The 15,288-nt window shown below is 68.3% G+C and carries 11 protein-coding genes; 1 reads left to right on the top strand and 10 read right to left on the bottom strand.

What is annotated here, in order from left to right; genetic code table 11:
• The 10 genes from ACLFRB_RS05925 to ACLFRB_RS05970 all read right to left on the bottom strand — a co-directional run.
• A partial coding sequence (locus ACLFRB_RS05925) for a DUF6531 domain-containing protein (RefSeq protein ID WP_411068085.1) occupies positions 1–2,807 on the bottom strand: 2,807 nt, incomplete at its 3' end.
• Between the two features lie 577 nt (positions 2,808–3,384).
• A complete protein-coding gene (locus ACLFRB_RS05930; RefSeq protein ID WP_411068086.1) occupies positions 3,385–4,431 on the bottom strand; it encodes a class I fructose-bisphosphate aldolase in 1,047 nt (348 codons plus the stop codon).
• 366 nt (positions 4,432–4,797) lie between these two features.
• Positions 4,798–5,862 (bottom strand): class II fructose-bisphosphate aldolase, encoded by a 1,065-nt coding sequence (fba, locus tag ACLFRB_RS05935; RefSeq protein WP_411068087.1) that lies wholly within the window; start codon positions 5,860–5,862, stop codon positions 4,798–4,800.
• 66 nt (positions 5,863–5,928) lie between these two features.
• Positions 5,929–7,371, bottom strand: coding sequence for a pyruvate kinase (pyk, locus tag ACLFRB_RS05940; protein ID WP_411068088.1), 1,443 nt, complete (start codon positions 7,369–7,371; stop codon positions 5,929–5,931).
• Positions 7,368–8,567 (bottom strand): phosphoglycerate kinase, encoded by a 1,200-nt coding sequence (locus tag ACLFRB_RS05945; protein WP_411068089.1) that lies wholly within the window; start codon positions 8,565–8,567, stop codon positions 7,368–7,370. The genes pyk and ACLFRB_RS05945 overlap by 4 nt, the downstream gene beginning before the upstream one ends.
• A 14-nt stretch (positions 8,568–8,581) precedes the next feature.
• The gene (gene gap / locus ACLFRB_RS05950) at positions 8,582–9,595 is read right to left on the bottom strand and encodes a type I glyceraldehyde-3-phosphate dehydrogenase (RefSeq protein ID WP_411068090.1); all 1,014 of its coding nucleotides are present in this window, start codon (positions 9,593–9,595) and stop codon (positions 8,582–8,584) included.
• Positions 9,596–9,655: 60 nt separating this feature from the next.
• Complete coding sequence (gene tkt / locus ACLFRB_RS05955; RefSeq protein WP_411068091.1) at positions 9,656–11,668, bottom strand: transketolase; 2,013 nt, start codon at positions 11,666–11,668, stop codon at positions 9,656–9,658.
• Positions 11,669–11,790: 122 nt separating this feature from the next.
• On the bottom strand, positions 11,791–12,735 hold the full coding sequence (glpX, locus tag ACLFRB_RS05960) for a class II fructose-bisphosphatase (protein WP_411068092.1): 945 nt from the start codon (positions 12,733–12,735) through the stop codon (positions 11,791–11,793).
• A gap of 157 nt (positions 12,736–12,892) precedes the next feature.
• Positions 12,893–13,726, bottom strand: coding sequence for an inositol monophosphatase family protein (locus ACLFRB_RS05965; RefSeq protein WP_411068093.1), 834 nt, complete (start codon positions 13,724–13,726; stop codon positions 12,893–12,895).
• A 28-nt stretch (positions 13,727–13,754) separates the two neighbouring features.
• A complete protein-coding gene (locus ACLFRB_RS05970; RefSeq protein WP_411068094.1) occupies positions 13,755–14,312 on the bottom strand; it encodes a thioredoxin family protein in 558 nt (185 codons plus the stop codon).
• A 104-nt stretch (positions 14,313–14,416) separates the two neighbouring features.
• On the opposite strand from ACLFRB_RS05970, the gene ACLFRB_RS05975 reads away from it, so the two are divergent.
• A complete protein-coding gene (locus ACLFRB_RS05975) occupies positions 14,417–15,148 on the top strand; it encodes a 16S rRNA (uracil(1498)-N(3))-methyltransferase (protein WP_411068095.1) in 732 nt (243 codons plus the stop codon).
• The last annotated feature ends 140 nt before the right edge of the window (positions 15,149–15,288 follow it).

Raw genomic sequence — 15,288 nt, forward strand, 5'->3', positions numbered from 1 at the left:
CGGCCGCTGGGGTCCTCCACCTCAGCCAGGCGGCCGATGCCGTTCTCGGCGCGGTCGTAGGTGTAGACGATCTCGGCGCCGTCGGCGAAGGCGGTCCGGGTACGCCGATTGAGGGCGTCGTAGGTGTGGGTGGTGGTCTGGCCCTTGGCGTCGGTCTCGGCCACGAGGTTGCCGTTCGCGTCGTACTCGTAGGTGGTGGTGCCGGTATCGGGGCTTACCCGCTTCACCCGGTCGCCGAAGGCGTTGTATTCGTAGTTGGTGGTGTTGCCCCTGGGGTCGGTGACGGCGGTGGTCCGGTCCCGCTTGTCGTGGGCGTAGCGGGTGGTGCCGCCGTCGGGGTCAATCTGCTCGGTGAGCCGGTTCAGGGCGTCGAAGGCGTTGCGGTGGACCCGGCCGAGGGGGTCGGTGGTGCGGGTGCGGTTGCCGCCCCGGTCGTAGGCGTACCGGGTGGTCTGGCCCTCTGCCCCGATGCTCTTAAGGGTCCGGCTCAAGGCGTCGAAGGTGCGCTTCTGGATGCGGGCGAGGCGGCCGGTATCGTCGTGGACTTTCTCTTCGGTGCGGTTGCCAGCGGCGTCGAGGGTGTATTCGATGCGGTTGCCTTCGCCGTCACGTAGAGCGGTGACGCGGCCGGCGGCGTCGTAGGTGTATTCCAGGGTGGCGCCGCCGGGCTCGGTTACCCGAACGAGGTTGCCGGCGTCGTCGTATTCCAGGGCGGTGGTTTCCCCACCCACGCTGCGCTCGACGAGGCGGCCGCGGTCGTCGTAGGCGAGGGCCGTCTCCAGGCCGTTGGGGTCGCGGATGAGCGTGGGGCGGCCGAGGCCGTCGCGCTCGACGATCTCGGTGGTGTGGCCGGCCGCGTTGGCGACCTCGCTCAGGCGGCCGTCGGCGTCGTAGCGGTAGGTGGTAACGTCGGCGACGTCGTCGCGTGGGCCGTCGACGGTCTCCAGGCGGTCGTCGGCGTTGTAAGTGTAGCGGGTGGTGCGGGTCTCGCCGGTGGCGAGGTCGGTCTCCGTGCGCGAGACGGTGCGGCCCTGTTCGTCGTAGGTGTAGCGGGTCTCGAGGTCGCCTTCAGTGACCACGCGGGGCTTTCGCAGGTCGGTGTCCCATTGGGTGGTCACGGAGCGCTCGGCGGGCTCGCCGAGGGCCTCGGTGCGGGACAGCTCCAGGCCGTTTTCATCGCGGGTGTAGTAGGTGCTGTGGCCCTTGGCGTCGGTCTCGGCGATGAGAAAGCCGTTGGCGTCGTAGGCGTAGTCCCGCGTAGTGGCCTCGGTGTGGGCGGTGGCCTGGGTTTGCTCCTGGATGATCTTCTTGACGCCGTGGAGGGTCTCGAAGCGGTAGGTGGTGCGCTTGCCGAGGGCGTTGGTGAGGGTGGTGGCGTCGTCCCCGGCGTAGTCCACTTCCACCCGCTCGGCCCCGTCGCCGCGCTCGCTGGCGATGGCGCGCCCCTGCTCGTCGTATTCCACGGTGCGGCTGCGGTCGCCGGTCTCGTCGATGACGCCCGTGATCAGCCAGGGCCGGTCGTCGTCCTCGTAGCGGTATTCCTGCGCGGTGCCATCCGGGTACTCCACGCGGGTGAGCATCGGCCCCCCGCGGTAGTGGTACTCGGTGGTGCGGCCCCGGGCGTCGGTGATGCGCTCGGGCAAAGTGCCCGCGGAATTGAGGTCGATGCGGAGCCGCTGGCCGTGGGGGTCGGTTACGGTGACCCGCTGTCCGAAGGAGGTGTCCGTATAGCTTAGGGTCTGCTCCTGGCCCTGGGCATTGCGGATGGCCCGCAGGCGGCCTTCGTCGTCGTAGCGCTCGCGGGTGTGGTCGGGACGGATGTAGACCCAGCCGGGGCCGTCCTCATCGTCGGCGGTCAAGCGCTGCAGGCGCGCGCTAACGTCGGGGTCGGGGTGCCAGGCGCCGCTCTCCCGCCGGAAGGTGAAGGTGCGGCCGTCGGGGCGCCGGGCGAGGATGCGGTCCTCGGCCTCGCGCTCGATGCGCTGAGTGTAGTCGAAGCGCCAGCCGAGGTCGTAGCTGTTGTAGGTGCGGGAGAAGCGGATGGGAAAGGCGCCGCTGCCCTGGTGGTCCGTTTCGATGAAGAACTTGTTGCCGGTGGCAAAGTTTATGGGGTTGTCGGTGCTGGTGTCGGGGCCGCCACCGTTGATGGCGCAGGCGTACATCTTTCCGGGATCGCCGTCCGCCTCGGTGTCCTCACAGGTGTCCCCGGTGTACTCGCCTTTCAGGGTGCGCACCCATTCGTTTTCCTTGGTGGGGTAGAGGTCGGTGACCTCGCAGCCCTTGTAACAGCCGTCGTGCATTTCCTCGACGGGGGCGGTAACGCTTTCCCCGGCCGGGCATTCCCCGCAGCCCTGGGCCTCGAAGTCGCCGGTGAAGGTGTCGTTGAAAGGGGCCTCGCTGATCTCGCCCACGGGGTAGGGGCTGTCGGCGAAGTCCACGGTCACCGGCTGGCCGTCCAGGCTGTTGCTGACCGTACCCTCATAGTACTCGTGGACGAAATAGTAGGCGGTGTGGCAGGAGGTGGCCAGGCCGCGGGTGTTGTAGGTGTCGATGGCGCCCCCTGCGCCGTCGGCCACCTGGTTGGGGGTCATCTGCATCGTGGTGTGGACGATGCGGCTGACCGTGCCGCCCCGGCACTCCAGGGTGGCGAAATAGTATTCGATGGGAGTGTCCGGCCCGCGGGGCTCTTCCTTGGCCACCACCTCGGAGCCGATGGTGGTGATCCAGCCGCCCGGATCGCAGCTGTAGGCCGCCTGGGCCAGATTGGGGAGGAGGACAAGGGCCAGGACGGCGACAATGCGGCGCATGGTGCGGGCTCCGGGTCGGGTCGGGGTGAGGGGCCGGTCGGCGCTCTTGAAAACCAAACGTTTGGAAATCGTCCAGGTAAAAATGGGGGTGCCACGGGTACTGAGAACGGCGGGAAGGGCGCCGAAAACGCGGAAGGGGAACCGGGATGGGGGCGTGGTCGGGCCCCGAAGGCACCGCATCGAACGCGCCCGCAGGATCCGACCCCGACGCATCGGGGCCTGCTGGATGCAGAAAGGCTTTTCCACGGATTCCCCCCTTTTCGGCGTCCGGGCTTCCCCTCCCCGGACACCAAGCCCGTTCATAAACAGACGGATAAATAGCAGGCTTCGTACACACCTGTCAACAACCTTTTGGTCAATAGGGGCTCTATATCCGCTCCTCGATGGTCCGACAGGGCTTCGCCCACTCGGCCTGGACACGCGGGCTTCGGGAAAGGAAGAGAAACCAAGGAACCTTGGTAAGGGTGGGGATGATTCCAGAGGTTTGGTTCCGGGCTCCTTTTTCGTAAAGTTCTGGGTAGAAACCGAAAAAAACCCCGCCAGAGGGGCGGGGTTTTTCGGGGAGGACCGGACAGGTTCAGGCGGCCTGCTGCTCCAGGTCCTCGCTGTATTCGCCCTCGGAGGCCAGGCTGTTGAGCTTGGCGCGGAAGGCGAAGGCCTGCTGGGCCTGCTCCGTGTTGGCCATGTCGGAGCCCCAGGAGCCCAAGGCCGGGTTCTGCAGGGCCCGGGCGTAGGAGAAGGTAAGCCGCCACGGCACCCGATTCTTGAACTTCTTGTTCATGGCGTCGAGGTGCTGGGTGGCCTCCACGTCGCCCTGGCCGCCGGAGAGGAAGACCACGCCGCCCAGGGCCGGCGGCACCACCCGTTCCAGAGTCTGCACGGTGCGCTCGGCCACCTCCTCCACGCCGGCGCGGCTGGGGGCATCCAGGCCGGAGATCACCATGGAGGTCTTCAGCACCGTGCCCTCGGGCATGACGTTGTGCCGATACAGCTCGTTGAAGACCGTGCGCAGGTTTTCCTCGGTGACCGCCTCGCAGGTGCCGATGTCGTGGCTGCCGTTGAGGAGCACCTCCGGCTCCACGATGGGTACCAGACCGTTCTCCTGGCAAAGGGCGGAGTACCGGGCCAGGGCGTGGGCGTTGGCCTCCATGCACTGGCGGGTGGGCATGCCGTCGCCCACGGTGATCACCGCCCGCCACTTGGAGAACCGGGCGCCCATCTCGTAATACTCGGCCAGGCGCTCCCGCAGACCGTCGAGGCCTTCGGTGACCTTCTCCTCGGGGGAGCCGGCCAGAGGCTTGGCGCCGGTGTCCACCTTGATGCCGGGGATGATGCCCCGGCCCTTCAGCAGCTCGGGGAAGGGGGTGCCGTTGTCATCCTTCTGCCGGATGGTCTCGTCGAAAAGGATCACCCCGCTGATGTATTTGTCGATGTCCGGAGCGGTGAACAGTAGCTGACGATACTTGCGCCGGCTCTCTTCGGTGGACTCGATGCCCACCTCCTCCAGGCGCTTGGTCGCCGTCCGGTTGGATTCGTCCGCCGCCAGGATGCCCTTGTAATTGGCCACCATGGACTGGGCGGTCTGCTTCAGCTCCTCGGCATGCTTCCAGGGATAATGCGCCATGGTCCCGACCTCCCTTCGTGGGCTTGGTCTAACCGGTTGGATGAAACGGAGCCAATGGAATTGGACGCAGGGTGGCCCCCGGTTGTTCCCGAGGGCCGGACAGCGGGTTCCTGTCCAGGGACACGGCTCCCCGGCCCCGGGAGGAAACCGTGCCAGCGCCCCGTAGCAAATGGCTAGGGGCCTCTTATCCACGTTGGGATGCCTCGTAGGACCTTCAAGGAATATTCGGGGCGGGATCGGCCCTGGAATCCATCCCGGTCAAGAATTGGCCGAAAGGCCTTTTGGAGGGGGAAAGGGCAAGGGGACCAATAAAAAAGGCCCGGCGTTCGCCGGGCCTTTTCTGGCTCGTCTGCTCCCGCGGGCGGGTTACTTCACCCGGGGATCCAGCTCGCCGGCCTCGTAGCGGCGGACCATCTCTTCTTCCTTGATGGCCTTGATCTTGGAGGCGTTGCCGGCCGTGCCGAACTGCTCGTAGCGGTCCTTGCAGATCTGCTTGGCGGCCTCGTACGCCGGGATCAGGAACTTCCGCGGATCGAAGTTCGACTTGTTCTCGGCCAGGTGCTTGCGGGCGGCACCGGTCATGGCGAGACGGATGTCCGTGTCGATGTTGACCTTGCGCACGCCGTGCTTGATGCCGTTCTGGATCTCTTCCACCGGCACGCCGTAGGTCTCGGGGATCTCACCACCGAACTCGTTGATGATGTCGATCCACTCCTGCGGCACGGAGGAGGAGCCGTGCATCACCAGGTGGGTGTCCGGGATGCGCTCGTGGATCTCCTTGATCCGGTCGATGCGCAGCACCTCGCCGGTGGGCTTGCTGGAGAACTTGTAGGCGCCGTGGCTGGTGCCGATCGCCACCGCCAGCGCGTCCACGCTGGTGTCCTTGACGAAGGAGGCGGCCTCTTCGGGGTCGGTGAGGAGCATGTCCTCGGTCATCTTGCCCTCGGCGCCGTGACCGTCCTCCTGGTCACCGGTCATGGTCTCCAGGGAGCCCAGGCAGCCCAGCTCGCCCTCCACGGACACGCCCACGGAATGGGCGGCCTTCACCACCTCGGCGGTGACGCGGACGTTGTAGTCGTAGGACGCCGGAGTCTTGCCGTCAGCCTCCAGGGAGCCGTCCATCATGACGGAGGTAAAGCCGGAGCGGATGGAGCGCAGGCACACGGCCGGGCTGGCGCCGTGGTCCTGGTGCATGGCCACGGGGATCTCCGGGTACTCCTCGGCCGCCGCCTGAATCAGGTGGCGCAGGAACGGCTCGCCGGCGTACTTCCGGGCGCCCGCGGAGCCCTGCATGATGACGGGGGAGTCCACCTCGCGGGCGGCGTCCATGATGGCCCGCACCTGCTCGAGGTTGTTCACGTTGAAGGCCGGGATGCCGTAGCCGTTCTCGGCGGCATGGTCCAGCAGTTGGCGCATCGATACCAAAGGCATGGGTAGCCTCCTATACCATCGTGCAAAGGATTAGCGACGTAGAATTCCGTTTGGGCCCGCCACCGTCTAGGCCGTCGTTTCGCCGACCCGCACCACCTTGACGGTGTTGGTGGAGCCCTCCTCGCCCAGCGGCTCGCCGAGGGTGAGGATCATCAGATCGCCCTCGCGCACGGCGCCCTGGCGGCGCAGCTCGGCCTCGGCGGTGACGATGAGCTCGCGAGGGGTGTGCTTCTCCGGATCGATGGGAAAGCTGATCGGATACACCCCGCGGTACATGGTCACCTGGCGCCGCGTGCGCTGGTTCGGCGACAGGGCGTAGATGGGCGCCCGCGTGCCGCCGCGTGACATCCACAGCGCGGTCCGGCCGCTGGTGGTGAAGGCGGCGATGGCGGAGATCTCCAGCTTGTTGCCGATGGCCAGGGCCGACTGGGCGATGGATTCGTCCACGGTCCGGGCCGTTTCGGTGCCGAAGCCCGTGAGCGCGCTGGGGTCCTCCTCGAAGGCCGAGCGCTCCGTCTCCCGGCACACGCGGTCCATGGCCCCGGCGGCCTCCACGGGGTAGTCGCCGGTGGCGGTCTCCCCGGAGAGCATCACCGCGTCGGTGCCGTCGAGCACCGCGTTGGCCACGTCCGAGACCTCGGCCCGGGTTGGAATGGGCGCGTGGGTCATGGACTCCATCATCTGCGTGGCGGTGATCACGGCCTTGTTGGCCATGCGCGCCCGCCGGATGATGCGCTTCTGCACCGGCGGCACGGCGGCGTCGCCGATCTCCAGGCCGAGATCGCCGCGGGCCACCATGATGGCGTCGCTGGCGTCGATGATCTCGTCGATGGCGGCCACCGCCTCCGGACGCTCGATCTTGGCCAGGATCCGGGCGTGCCCCCCGGCCTTCTCCAGCAGCTCGCGGGCCTTGTTGAGATCGTCCGCCGAGCGCGGGAACGAGACCGCGAGGTAGTCGGCGCCGATCTCGGCCACCGTGTGGATGTCCCGGCGGTCCTTCTCCGTAAGGGCCTGGGCGGTGAGTCCGCCTCCCGCCCGGTTGAGACCCTTGTTGTCGGATAGGGTCCCGCCCTTGACCACCCGGCCGATGATCTCCTGGCCGCGCACCTCCTCCACCCAGACGGCCACCAGGCCATCGTTGAGCAGCAGGGTGGCGCCCCGCTCCACGTCGTCGGGGAGGCGCTTGTAGGTGACCCCGACGCGGTTCTCGTCTCCGAGCTCCGTGAAGGTGTCCAGGATGAACTGCTGGCCCTCCTCCAGCTCCACGGCGCCGTCCTTGAAGCGGCCGATGCGGAGCTTGGGGCCCTGGATGTCGGCCAGGATGCCGATGGTCCGGCTGTGGGCCTGGGCCCGCGAACGGACCTCCTGGGCCCGCCGGACGTGGTCCTCCGACTCGCCGTGGGAAAAGTTGAGGCGGAACACATCCACCCCCGCCTCGATCATGCGATCGAGAACCCCCGGCTCGTCGGTGGCCGGCCCGAGTGTCGCGACGATCTTGGTTCGCCTCATGCCTGTTCGGCCGCCCTCTCCTCAAGGATGGCAATGGCCGGCAGCTTCTTGCCCTCCACCCATTCCAGGAAAGCGCCACCGCCGGTGGAGATGTAGGAGATCTGCTCGGTGATCCCCGTCATGGCGATGGCGGCCAGGGTGTCGCCGCCCCCGGCGGCGCTGAAGGCATCGCTGTCGGCGATGGCGTGAGCCAGGGTCTTGGTGCCCTCGGCGCACTTGGGCAGCTCGAAGGCGCCCAGGGGGCCGTTCCACAGGATGGTGCCGGCGCCCTTCACGATCTCCGCGAAGCGGGCCGCCGTTTCGGGACCCACGTCCAGGATCATCTCGTCGTCCTGCACGTCCTCCACGGCGCAGGTGCGCACCGGGGCCTCCGCGGCGAACTCCTTGGCCACCACCACGTCGGTGGGCAGGGGCACATCGGCGCCCTTGTTGCGGCACGCCTCGATCACGCCCTTGGCTTCGTCCACCAGATCCGGCTCAGCCAGGGAGCCGCCGATGTTGCGGCCCTCGGCCAGGAGGAAGGTGTTGGCGATGCCGCCGCCGACGATGAGCTGGTCCACCTTGTCGGTGAGGGCCTTCAGCACCTCCAGCTTGCCGGAAACCTTGGCGCCGCCGACGATGGCCACCAGGGGCCGCTTCGGGTCCTCCAGGGCGGCGGTAAGGCTGTCGATCTCCTTGGCCAGCAGCGGGCCGGCCGCGGCCACCGGGGCGTACTTGGCCACCCCGTGAGTGGAGGCCTGCGCCCGGTGGGCCGTGCCGAAGGCGTCGTTCACGTAGACGTCGCACAGCGCCGCCATCTGCTTGGAGAAGGCCTCGTCGTTCTCGGTGTCGCCGGGATGGAAGCGGACGTTTTCCAGCAGCGCCACGTCCCCCTCCCCGAGGTTCTCCACCTCCGCCGGGACCTGGTCGTACCAGTCCTCGATCAACGGCACATCCTTGCCCAGCAGCTCGCTCAGGCGCTTGGCCACCGGGGCGAGCGAGTACTTGGCGTTCCGCTCGCCCTTGGGCCGCCCAAGGTGGGCCATCAGCAGCACCTTGCCGCCCATCTCCATGGCCTTCTGGATGGTGGGCAGGCTGGCCTCGATGCGGGTGGCATCGGTGATGCTGCCGTCCTCGTCCTGCGGGACGTTGAGGTCCTCCCGGATCAGGACCCGCTTGCCACGCAGGTCCAGATCCGTCATCCGAATGATGCTCATGGGGACGCGCTCCCTTACTTGCCGCCCATCAGGGCCTGAGCGGTGTCGATCATCCGGTTGGAGAAGCCCCACTCGTTGTCGTACCAGGAGGTCACCTTGACGAAGTCGCCCTCGAGCATGCGGGTCAGGGGCGCCTCGTAGATGGAGGAGCGGGGGTCATGGTTGAAGTCGTGGGAGACCAGGGGCTCGTCGTTGTAGCCCAGGATGCCCTTGAGCTGGCTCTCGGAGGCCGCCTTCAGGGTGTCGTTGATCTCGTCCACGGAGGTGCTGCGGCTGGCCTGGAAGGTCAGGTCCACGAAGGAGACGTTGGTGGTTGGCACGCGCACGGCGAAGCCGTCCAGCTTGCCGTTCAGGTCCGGCAGCACCTTGCCCACCGCGGCGGCGGCGCCGGTCTTGGTGGGGATCTGCGACTGGGTCGCGGAGCGGGCCCGGCGCAGGTCGCTGTGGTAGACGTCGATCAGCACCTGATCATTGGTGTAGCTGTGGATGGTGGTCATCAGGCCGTGCTTCACACCGATCTTCTCGTGCAGCGGCTTCACCAGGGGCGCCAGGCAGTTGGTGGTGCAGGAGGCGTTGGAGACCACCTGGTGCTTGTCCGGATCGATCATGTCCTGGTTCACACCGTACACCACGGTGAGGTCCTCGCCCTTGGCAGGGGCCGACACGAGCACCTTCTTGGCGCCGGCCTCGAGGTGCATGGCCGCCTTGTCGCGGTCCGTGAACAGGCCGGTGCACTCCATGACGACGTCCACGTCCATGTCGCCCCAGGGCAGCTTGGTGGGGTCGCGCTCGGCGAGCACGGAGATCTTGTCGCCGTTGACCACCAGGCTGTCGCCCTCCACCTCGACGGTGCCGGGGAACTTGCCGTGCACGGTGTCGTGGCGGGTCAGGTAGGCGTTGGTCTCGGCATCGCCGAGATCGTTGAGGGCCACCACCTGCACCTCGTTGTTCCGGCCGGCTTCGTAGATGGCGCGCAGGACGTTGCGGCCGATGCGGCCATAACCGTTAATGGCGACGCGGATGCTCATTGTCGTTCCTCCACAGACGTCGAAGTGTTGATGCGTTGAATTCGGTTGCGGCGTGAGCGCTCAGCCCAGCTCGTTGTAGGCGTTCACCACAGTCGCGGGCACGAAGCCGAACTTCTCGAACAGGGTGTCGCCCGGGGCGGACTCGCCGAAGCGCTCCATGCCGATGGCCTTGCCGTCCCGGCCCACGTAGCGGTACCAGCTCATGGGCTCGCCGGCCTCCACCGCCACGCGCTTGGAAACGGAGTCGGGCAGCACGGACTGCTTGTACGCCTCGTCCTGGGCCTCGAACAGCTCCATGCAGGGCATGGACACCACCCGGACCTTCTTGCCCTGGCCGGCCAGCTCGGCCTGCGCCTTCAGCGCCAGGTCCACCTCGGAGCCCGAGGCCAGCAGGATGCCCTCGGGGCTGCCGCCCTCGGCCTCGGAGACCACGTAGCCGCCCTTGGCGATGTTGGCCACGGTCTCGTCGGTGTGGTCCAGGGCACCGGTCTTCTGCCGGGTGAGGATCAGGGCGTAGGGATGGTCGCCGCTACCCAGGGCCAGCTTCCAGCCTACCGCGGTCTCCACCGCGTCGGCAGGGCGGAACACGCGCACGCCCGGAATGGCCCGCAGGCTGGAGAGCTGCTCCACTGGCTGGTGGGTGGGGCCGTCCTCGCCCAGGCCGATGGAGTCGTGGGTGAACACGTAGGTCACCGGCTGGTGCATGAGCGACGACATGCGGATGCCGTTGCGCATGTAGTCGGAAAAGATCAGGAAGGTGCCGCCGTAGGGACGGTAGCCGCGATGCAGGCTGATGCCGTTCATGATGGCGGCCATGCCGAACTCGCGCACGCCGTAGTGGAGGTAGCGGCCGTGCACGCCCCGCTGTTCCTTGGCGGGGGTGATGATGGGCGCGTTGTCCCACTTGGTGTTGTTGGAGGGGGCGAGGTCGGCGGAGCCGCCCAGCACCTCGGGCACCTGCTCGGCGATGGTGTTGAGCATCTTGCCAGAGTGCTTGCGGGTGGCGTCGCTGGCCTTCTTCTCCCGCCACTCGGCGATCAGGGCGTCCATCTTCTGCTCGAAATCCCCGGGCACCTCTTGCTTCATGCGGCGCTCGAGCTCGGCGGCCTTCTCGGGGTAGTCCTTGCGGTAGGCCTCGAAGCGCTCCTGCCAGTCGGCCTCGGCCTTCTTGCCGGTCTCACGGGCGTCCCAGCCGGCGTAGACGTCCTCCGGGATCTCGAAGGGACCGTGCTCCCAGCCCAGGGCCTTGCGGGTGGCCGCCACCTCGTCCTCGCCCAGGGGCGCGCCGTGGGTGGCCTCGCTGCCGGCCAAGTTGGGGGAGCCGTAGCCGATGGTGGTCTTGCAGGCGATGAGGGTGGGCTTGTTGGGCTCGGCCTTGGCCTGCTCGATGGCCTTGGCGACGGCGTCGGGATTGTGGCCGTCGATGGCCATGGTCTGCCACTCGTAGCCCTCGAAGCGCTTGAGGGTGTCGTCGGTGAACCAGTCCTCCACCTCGCCGTCGATGGAGATGCCGTTGTCGTCGTAGAAGACGATCAGCTTGCCCAGGCCCAGGGTGCCCGCCAGGGAGCAGGCCTCGTGGCTGACGCCCTCCATGAGGCAGCCGTCACCGGCGAACACGTAGGTGTAGTGGTCGATGACGTCATGGCCGTCGCGGTTGAACTCGTTGGCAAGCTCCTTTTCGGCGATGGCCATGCCCACGGCGTTGGCCAGACCCTGGCCGAGGGGGCCGGTGGTGGTCTCCACGCCGGGGGTCACGCCATTCTCGGGGTGGCCCGGGGTCTTGGAGCCCCACTGCCGAAAGTTCTTGAGCTCCTCCAGGGGCAGGTCGTAGCCGGTGAGATGGAGCAGGCTGTACACCAGCATGGAGCCGTGGCCGTTGGAGAGCACGAAACGGTCGCGGTCCGCCCAATCCGGATTGGCCGGGTTGTGCTTCATGTAGTCGTTCCAGAGCACCTCGGCGATATCCGCCATGCCCATCGGGGCGCCGGGGTGACCGGAATTCGCCGCCTGCACCGCGTCCATGGAGAGAAAGCGGATGGCATTGGCCAACTGCTTGCGGGAAACTTCAGCCATGCGTGATTACTCCTTACGCCAGAATCTAGGAAATTGGTGCGGATGGCGGACGGGACCGGAACCGGGCGCGGCGCCGGGGCCGTCGCCGCGGCCCGCGCCGGGTGGTGCCAGGCCGGCCGGTATCAGCCCTCCACCGGCTTTTCGGTACGGATCCGCTGGACCGTGCCCTGGGCGCCGGTGATGACCATGCTGTCGGTGGCCACGATGTCGCCGTAGTCCTGGACGCCGTCCAGGATGTCGCTGTTGGTAAGCCCGGTGGCCACGAACAGCACGTTGTCGCCCTTGATGAGATCGTCCATGGTCAGCACCTGGCCCGGCTCGAGGCCGAACTCGCGGACCTGCTTCTCCTCGTCCTCCTTCTGCGGGGCCATGGCGCCGAACATATCGCCGCCCACCGCCTTGGCGGCGCAGGCGGTAATCACGCCCTCCGGCGTACCGCCGATGCCCATGAGGGCGTCCACGGACTCGCCGAGGGCGGCCATGACGCCGCCGCTCACGTCGCCGTCGGAGGCCAGCCGCACGCTGGCGCCGGCGGCGCGGATGTCGCGGATCATGTCCTGGTGGCGGGGCTTGTCGAGAACGAAGATGCGGAGATCCTCCACCTTCTTGTCCAGGGCGCTGGCCAGGTCGCCGAGCTTGGAGGCCAGCGGCGCCTCGGGGTCCAGCTGGCCCTTGGCGGCCGGCGGCACCACCAGCTTGTCCATGTAGAAGCCGGGGCCGGGGCGGAACATCTGGCCGTGGGGGGCGGCGGCCAGCACCACGATGGAGCCGGGCATGCCCTTGGCGAGGAAGTTGGTGCCCTCCACCGGATCCACGGCGATGTCGATGCGGGGGCCGTCGCCGTCGCCCACCTGCTCGCCGTTGTAGAGCATGGGGGCCTCGTCCTTCTCGCCCTCGCCGATCACCACCTCGCCGGCCATGGGCACGGAGCTCATGGCCTGGCGCATGGCCTCCACGGCCGCGCCGTCGCCCTGCTCCTTCTCGCCGCGGCCGATCCAGTCCACGGCGCCGCGGGCGGCCGCCTCGGTCGTCCGGACCAGGGGCATGGTCAGCTTTTCCATGGGCATAGCCTGTCCACCTGTTCATGTTGGGAAATTCAAGGCGTATTCGGTTCGTTCCGTGGCGAGGCTCCGCGCTTTCCGCGCCCCTATGGGACGGCGCGCCGCCGGGCCCCATTCAGGCCCGGTTGCGCGTCGCCCCGGCTCGGGAAGCGCGGCCGGCCCGCTATCTCTGGCCCGGATCCGGGTCGGGGCAGAGATAGGGGGCCAAATCCGCGCGTAGGCTGCGATCCGCCACGGCGAGGATCGAGCGACGCAGGATGTCGCCCGCGAAAAGGGGCTCGCCGTCCATGGTGGCCACGTCCGCTCCCGCCTCGGCGGCGATGAGGGACCCGGCCGAAAAATCCCATAGATTTTGCCCGCCATGCAGGTAAAAGTCCACCCGGCCGCAGGCGAGCCAGCACCACTCCAGGACACTCGAGCCAAAATTGCGCTGGCTGTGGAAGGGCTGGGCCGCCGCCAGCTCCCGGGCCACGCTCCGGGGCAGGCGCTTGAAGTCGATGCAGCCGACGCTGCGCTGCAGGGGGCGGGCCTCCCGCACCGTGACGGGCTCGCCGTTCAGGGAGGCGCCGCCGCCGCGCACAGCGGTGAACAGCTCGTCGCGCACGGGGTCCAGAACCAGCCCCAGCACCGGCACGCCGCCCACCAGGAGGGCCACGGAGACCCCGAAGATGGGGATGCCCACGGCGAAGTTGCTGGTGCCGTCGAGGGGATCGAGGCACCACAGCCCGGTCTCGGCCCTCTCCAGGGCGCGGCGGTGCTCGGCGGGCTCCATCTCCTCGCCCAGGAACCCCACCTCGGGGTAGGCCTCCGCCAGGGAGCGGGCGATGGCCTCCTGCATGGCGTGGTCCACCTCGGTGACCAGGCCCCCGCAGGCCTTGCGGGTCGCGGCGAATCCCCGGCCCGAGAAGCAGGGCACCAGGTGCTCGGCGGCGGCGTCCCGGACCATGGCGGCCACGGCCTCCACCATGCCGGAATCCACCTGCGGGGTGCGGGTCATGGCCCTGCCTCGCGCGGGCGCCCGGCCGTCAGCCGGCGTCCTTCCACTTGATGGAGCAGCCCATGGAGGGGACCTGCTCCTCCGGGCCCTCGCCGGTCTCAGCCACCATCTTCATGCCCTCGAACAGCTCCCGGTTGGCGTCGGGCACGGTCTCCTTGCGGCTCTCGTCGAGCCGACCGCGGTACTGCAGGTAGCCCTCGGCGTTGAAGCCGAAGAAGTCGGGGGTGCACACGGCGCCGAAGCGCTTGGCCACCTCCTGGGTCTCGTCGAAGAGGTAGGGCATGGGGTAGGCCTTCTCCTCCCAGCGCGCCCGCAGATTCTCGAAGGAGTCCTCGGGGTAGTCGGTGGGGTCGTTGGCCATGATGGCCACCGAGCCGATGCCGTACTCCTTGAGATCGCGCACGTCGCGCAGGATGCGGTCCTCCACCGCCTTCACGTAGGGGCAGTGGTTGCACATGAAGATCACCAGGAGGCCGCGCTCGCCCCGCACGTCCTCCAGACGGTAGGTCTGGCCGTCCACCCCGGGCAGCTCGAACTCCGGGACTTGTAAGCTTGTATCCACCACCGGCGTTTCCGTCCGGACCATTTCCTCTCCCTTTCGGCGCTGCACATGCAAAAGCCCAACGTGAAGCTATATATTATGCCCTGCCACGATACCGAGCCCAAACTCGCCGGACGGAGAAGAAACCCATGCGCACTCCCCGGGTCTACTTGCCCGAGGCCGAGGCCAACGGCGGCGAGCTGCCCCTGCCCGAGGAGGCGGCGCGCTACCTGGTGAAGGTCCTGCGCCTGGAGCCCGGCGATCCGGTGACGGTCTTCAACGGCGCCGGGGGCGAGATCCATGCGGAGCTGGCCGGCGACGCCAAACGGCCCCGGGTGCGCCTCGGCCCCTCCCGGGCGGTGGAGCGCGAGTCCCCCCTCGGCGTCGTGCTCTGGGCCGGCCTGTCCAAGGGGGAGAAGTTCGACTGGGTGGTGCAGAAGGCCACCGAGCTTGGGGCCGCCGAGATCCGCCCGGTGCAGACGGCGCGCAGCGTGCGGCGCCTGGAGGGCGCCAAGGCGGCCAAGAACCGCGAGCGCTGGCAGCGCATCGCCGCCTCCGCCTGCGAGCAGTGCGGGCGCAACCGGGTGCCGGTGGTGGCCGCCCCCGTGGCCCTGGCGGAGGCCCTGGAGGCGGGGGTGCCCCGCGGCCTGGTCCTGGACGAGGACGGCGATCCGCCGGGCAGGGCGGGGCCGGATGATCCCCTGCACCTCCTGGTGGGCCCCGAGGGGGGTTTGAACGAGGACGAGCTGGGGGCGGCGGAGGGGGCCGGGTTCGTCCGGACCGCGCTGGGTCCCCGGACCCTGCGCACTGAGACCGCGGCGGTGGCGGCCCTGGCCTGGGCCCAGACCGTCTGGGGCGATTTCCCCGCCGGCGGGGGGTGACCCGGACCGATGGAGTCACCGCAGAGATCGCGGAGGGCGCGGAGGTCTCCTGCTTTGGATCTGCGTGGCGAGGACCGAGGAAGGACCGCAAGGTCTGTCCTCCTCCCTCCGCGAATTCCGTAACCTCCGCGGGTAACCCT

The organism is Thiohalorhabdus sp. (assembly GCF_046545655.1).
Taxonomy (GTDB): Bacteria; Pseudomonadota; Gammaproteobacteria; order Thiohalorhabdales; family Thiohalorhabdaceae; genus Thiohalorhabdus.

What these genes read in the sequence shown, in the direction of transcription:
- ACLFRB_RS05930 (WP_411068086.1), bottom strand. Translation starts at nt 4,431, where the DNA reads ATGGCGCATTATCCCTGGAAGCATGCCGAGGAGCTGAAGCAGACCGCC.
- fba (WP_411068087.1), bottom strand. Translation starts at nt 5,862, where the DNA reads ATGCCTTTGGTATCGATGCGCCAACTGCTGGACCATGCCGCCGAGAAC.
- pyk (WP_411068088.1), bottom strand. Translation starts at nt 7,371, where the DNA reads ATGAGGCGAACCAAGATCGTCGCGACACTCGGGCCGGCCACCGACGAG.
- ACLFRB_RS05945 (WP_411068089.1), bottom strand. Translation starts at nt 8,567, where the DNA reads ATGAGCATCATTCGGATGACGGATCTGGACCTGCGTGGCAAGCGGGTC.
- gap (WP_411068090.1), bottom strand. Translation starts at nt 9,595, where the DNA reads ATGAGCATCCGCGTCGCCATTAACGGTTATGGCCGCATCGGCCGCAAC.
- tkt (WP_411068091.1), bottom strand. Translation starts at nt 11,668, where the DNA reads ATGGCTGAAGTTTCCCGCAAGCAGTTGGCCAATGCCATCCGCTTTCTC.
- glpX (WP_411068092.1), bottom strand. Translation starts at nt 12,735, where the DNA reads ATGCCCATGGAAAAGCTGACCATGCCCCTGGTCCGGACGACCGAGGCG.
- ACLFRB_RS05965 (WP_411068093.1), bottom strand. Translation starts at nt 13,726, where the DNA reads ATGACCCGCACCCCGCAGGTGGATTCCGGCATGGTGGAGGCCGTGGCC.
- ACLFRB_RS05970 (WP_411068094.1), bottom strand. Translation starts at nt 14,312, where the DNA reads ATGGTCCGGACGGAAACGCCGGTGGTGGATACAAGCTTACAAGTCCCG.
- ACLFRB_RS05975 (WP_411068095.1), top strand. Translation starts at nt 14,417, where the DNA reads ATGCGCACTCCCCGGGTCTACTTGCCCGAGGCCGAGGCCAACGGCGGC.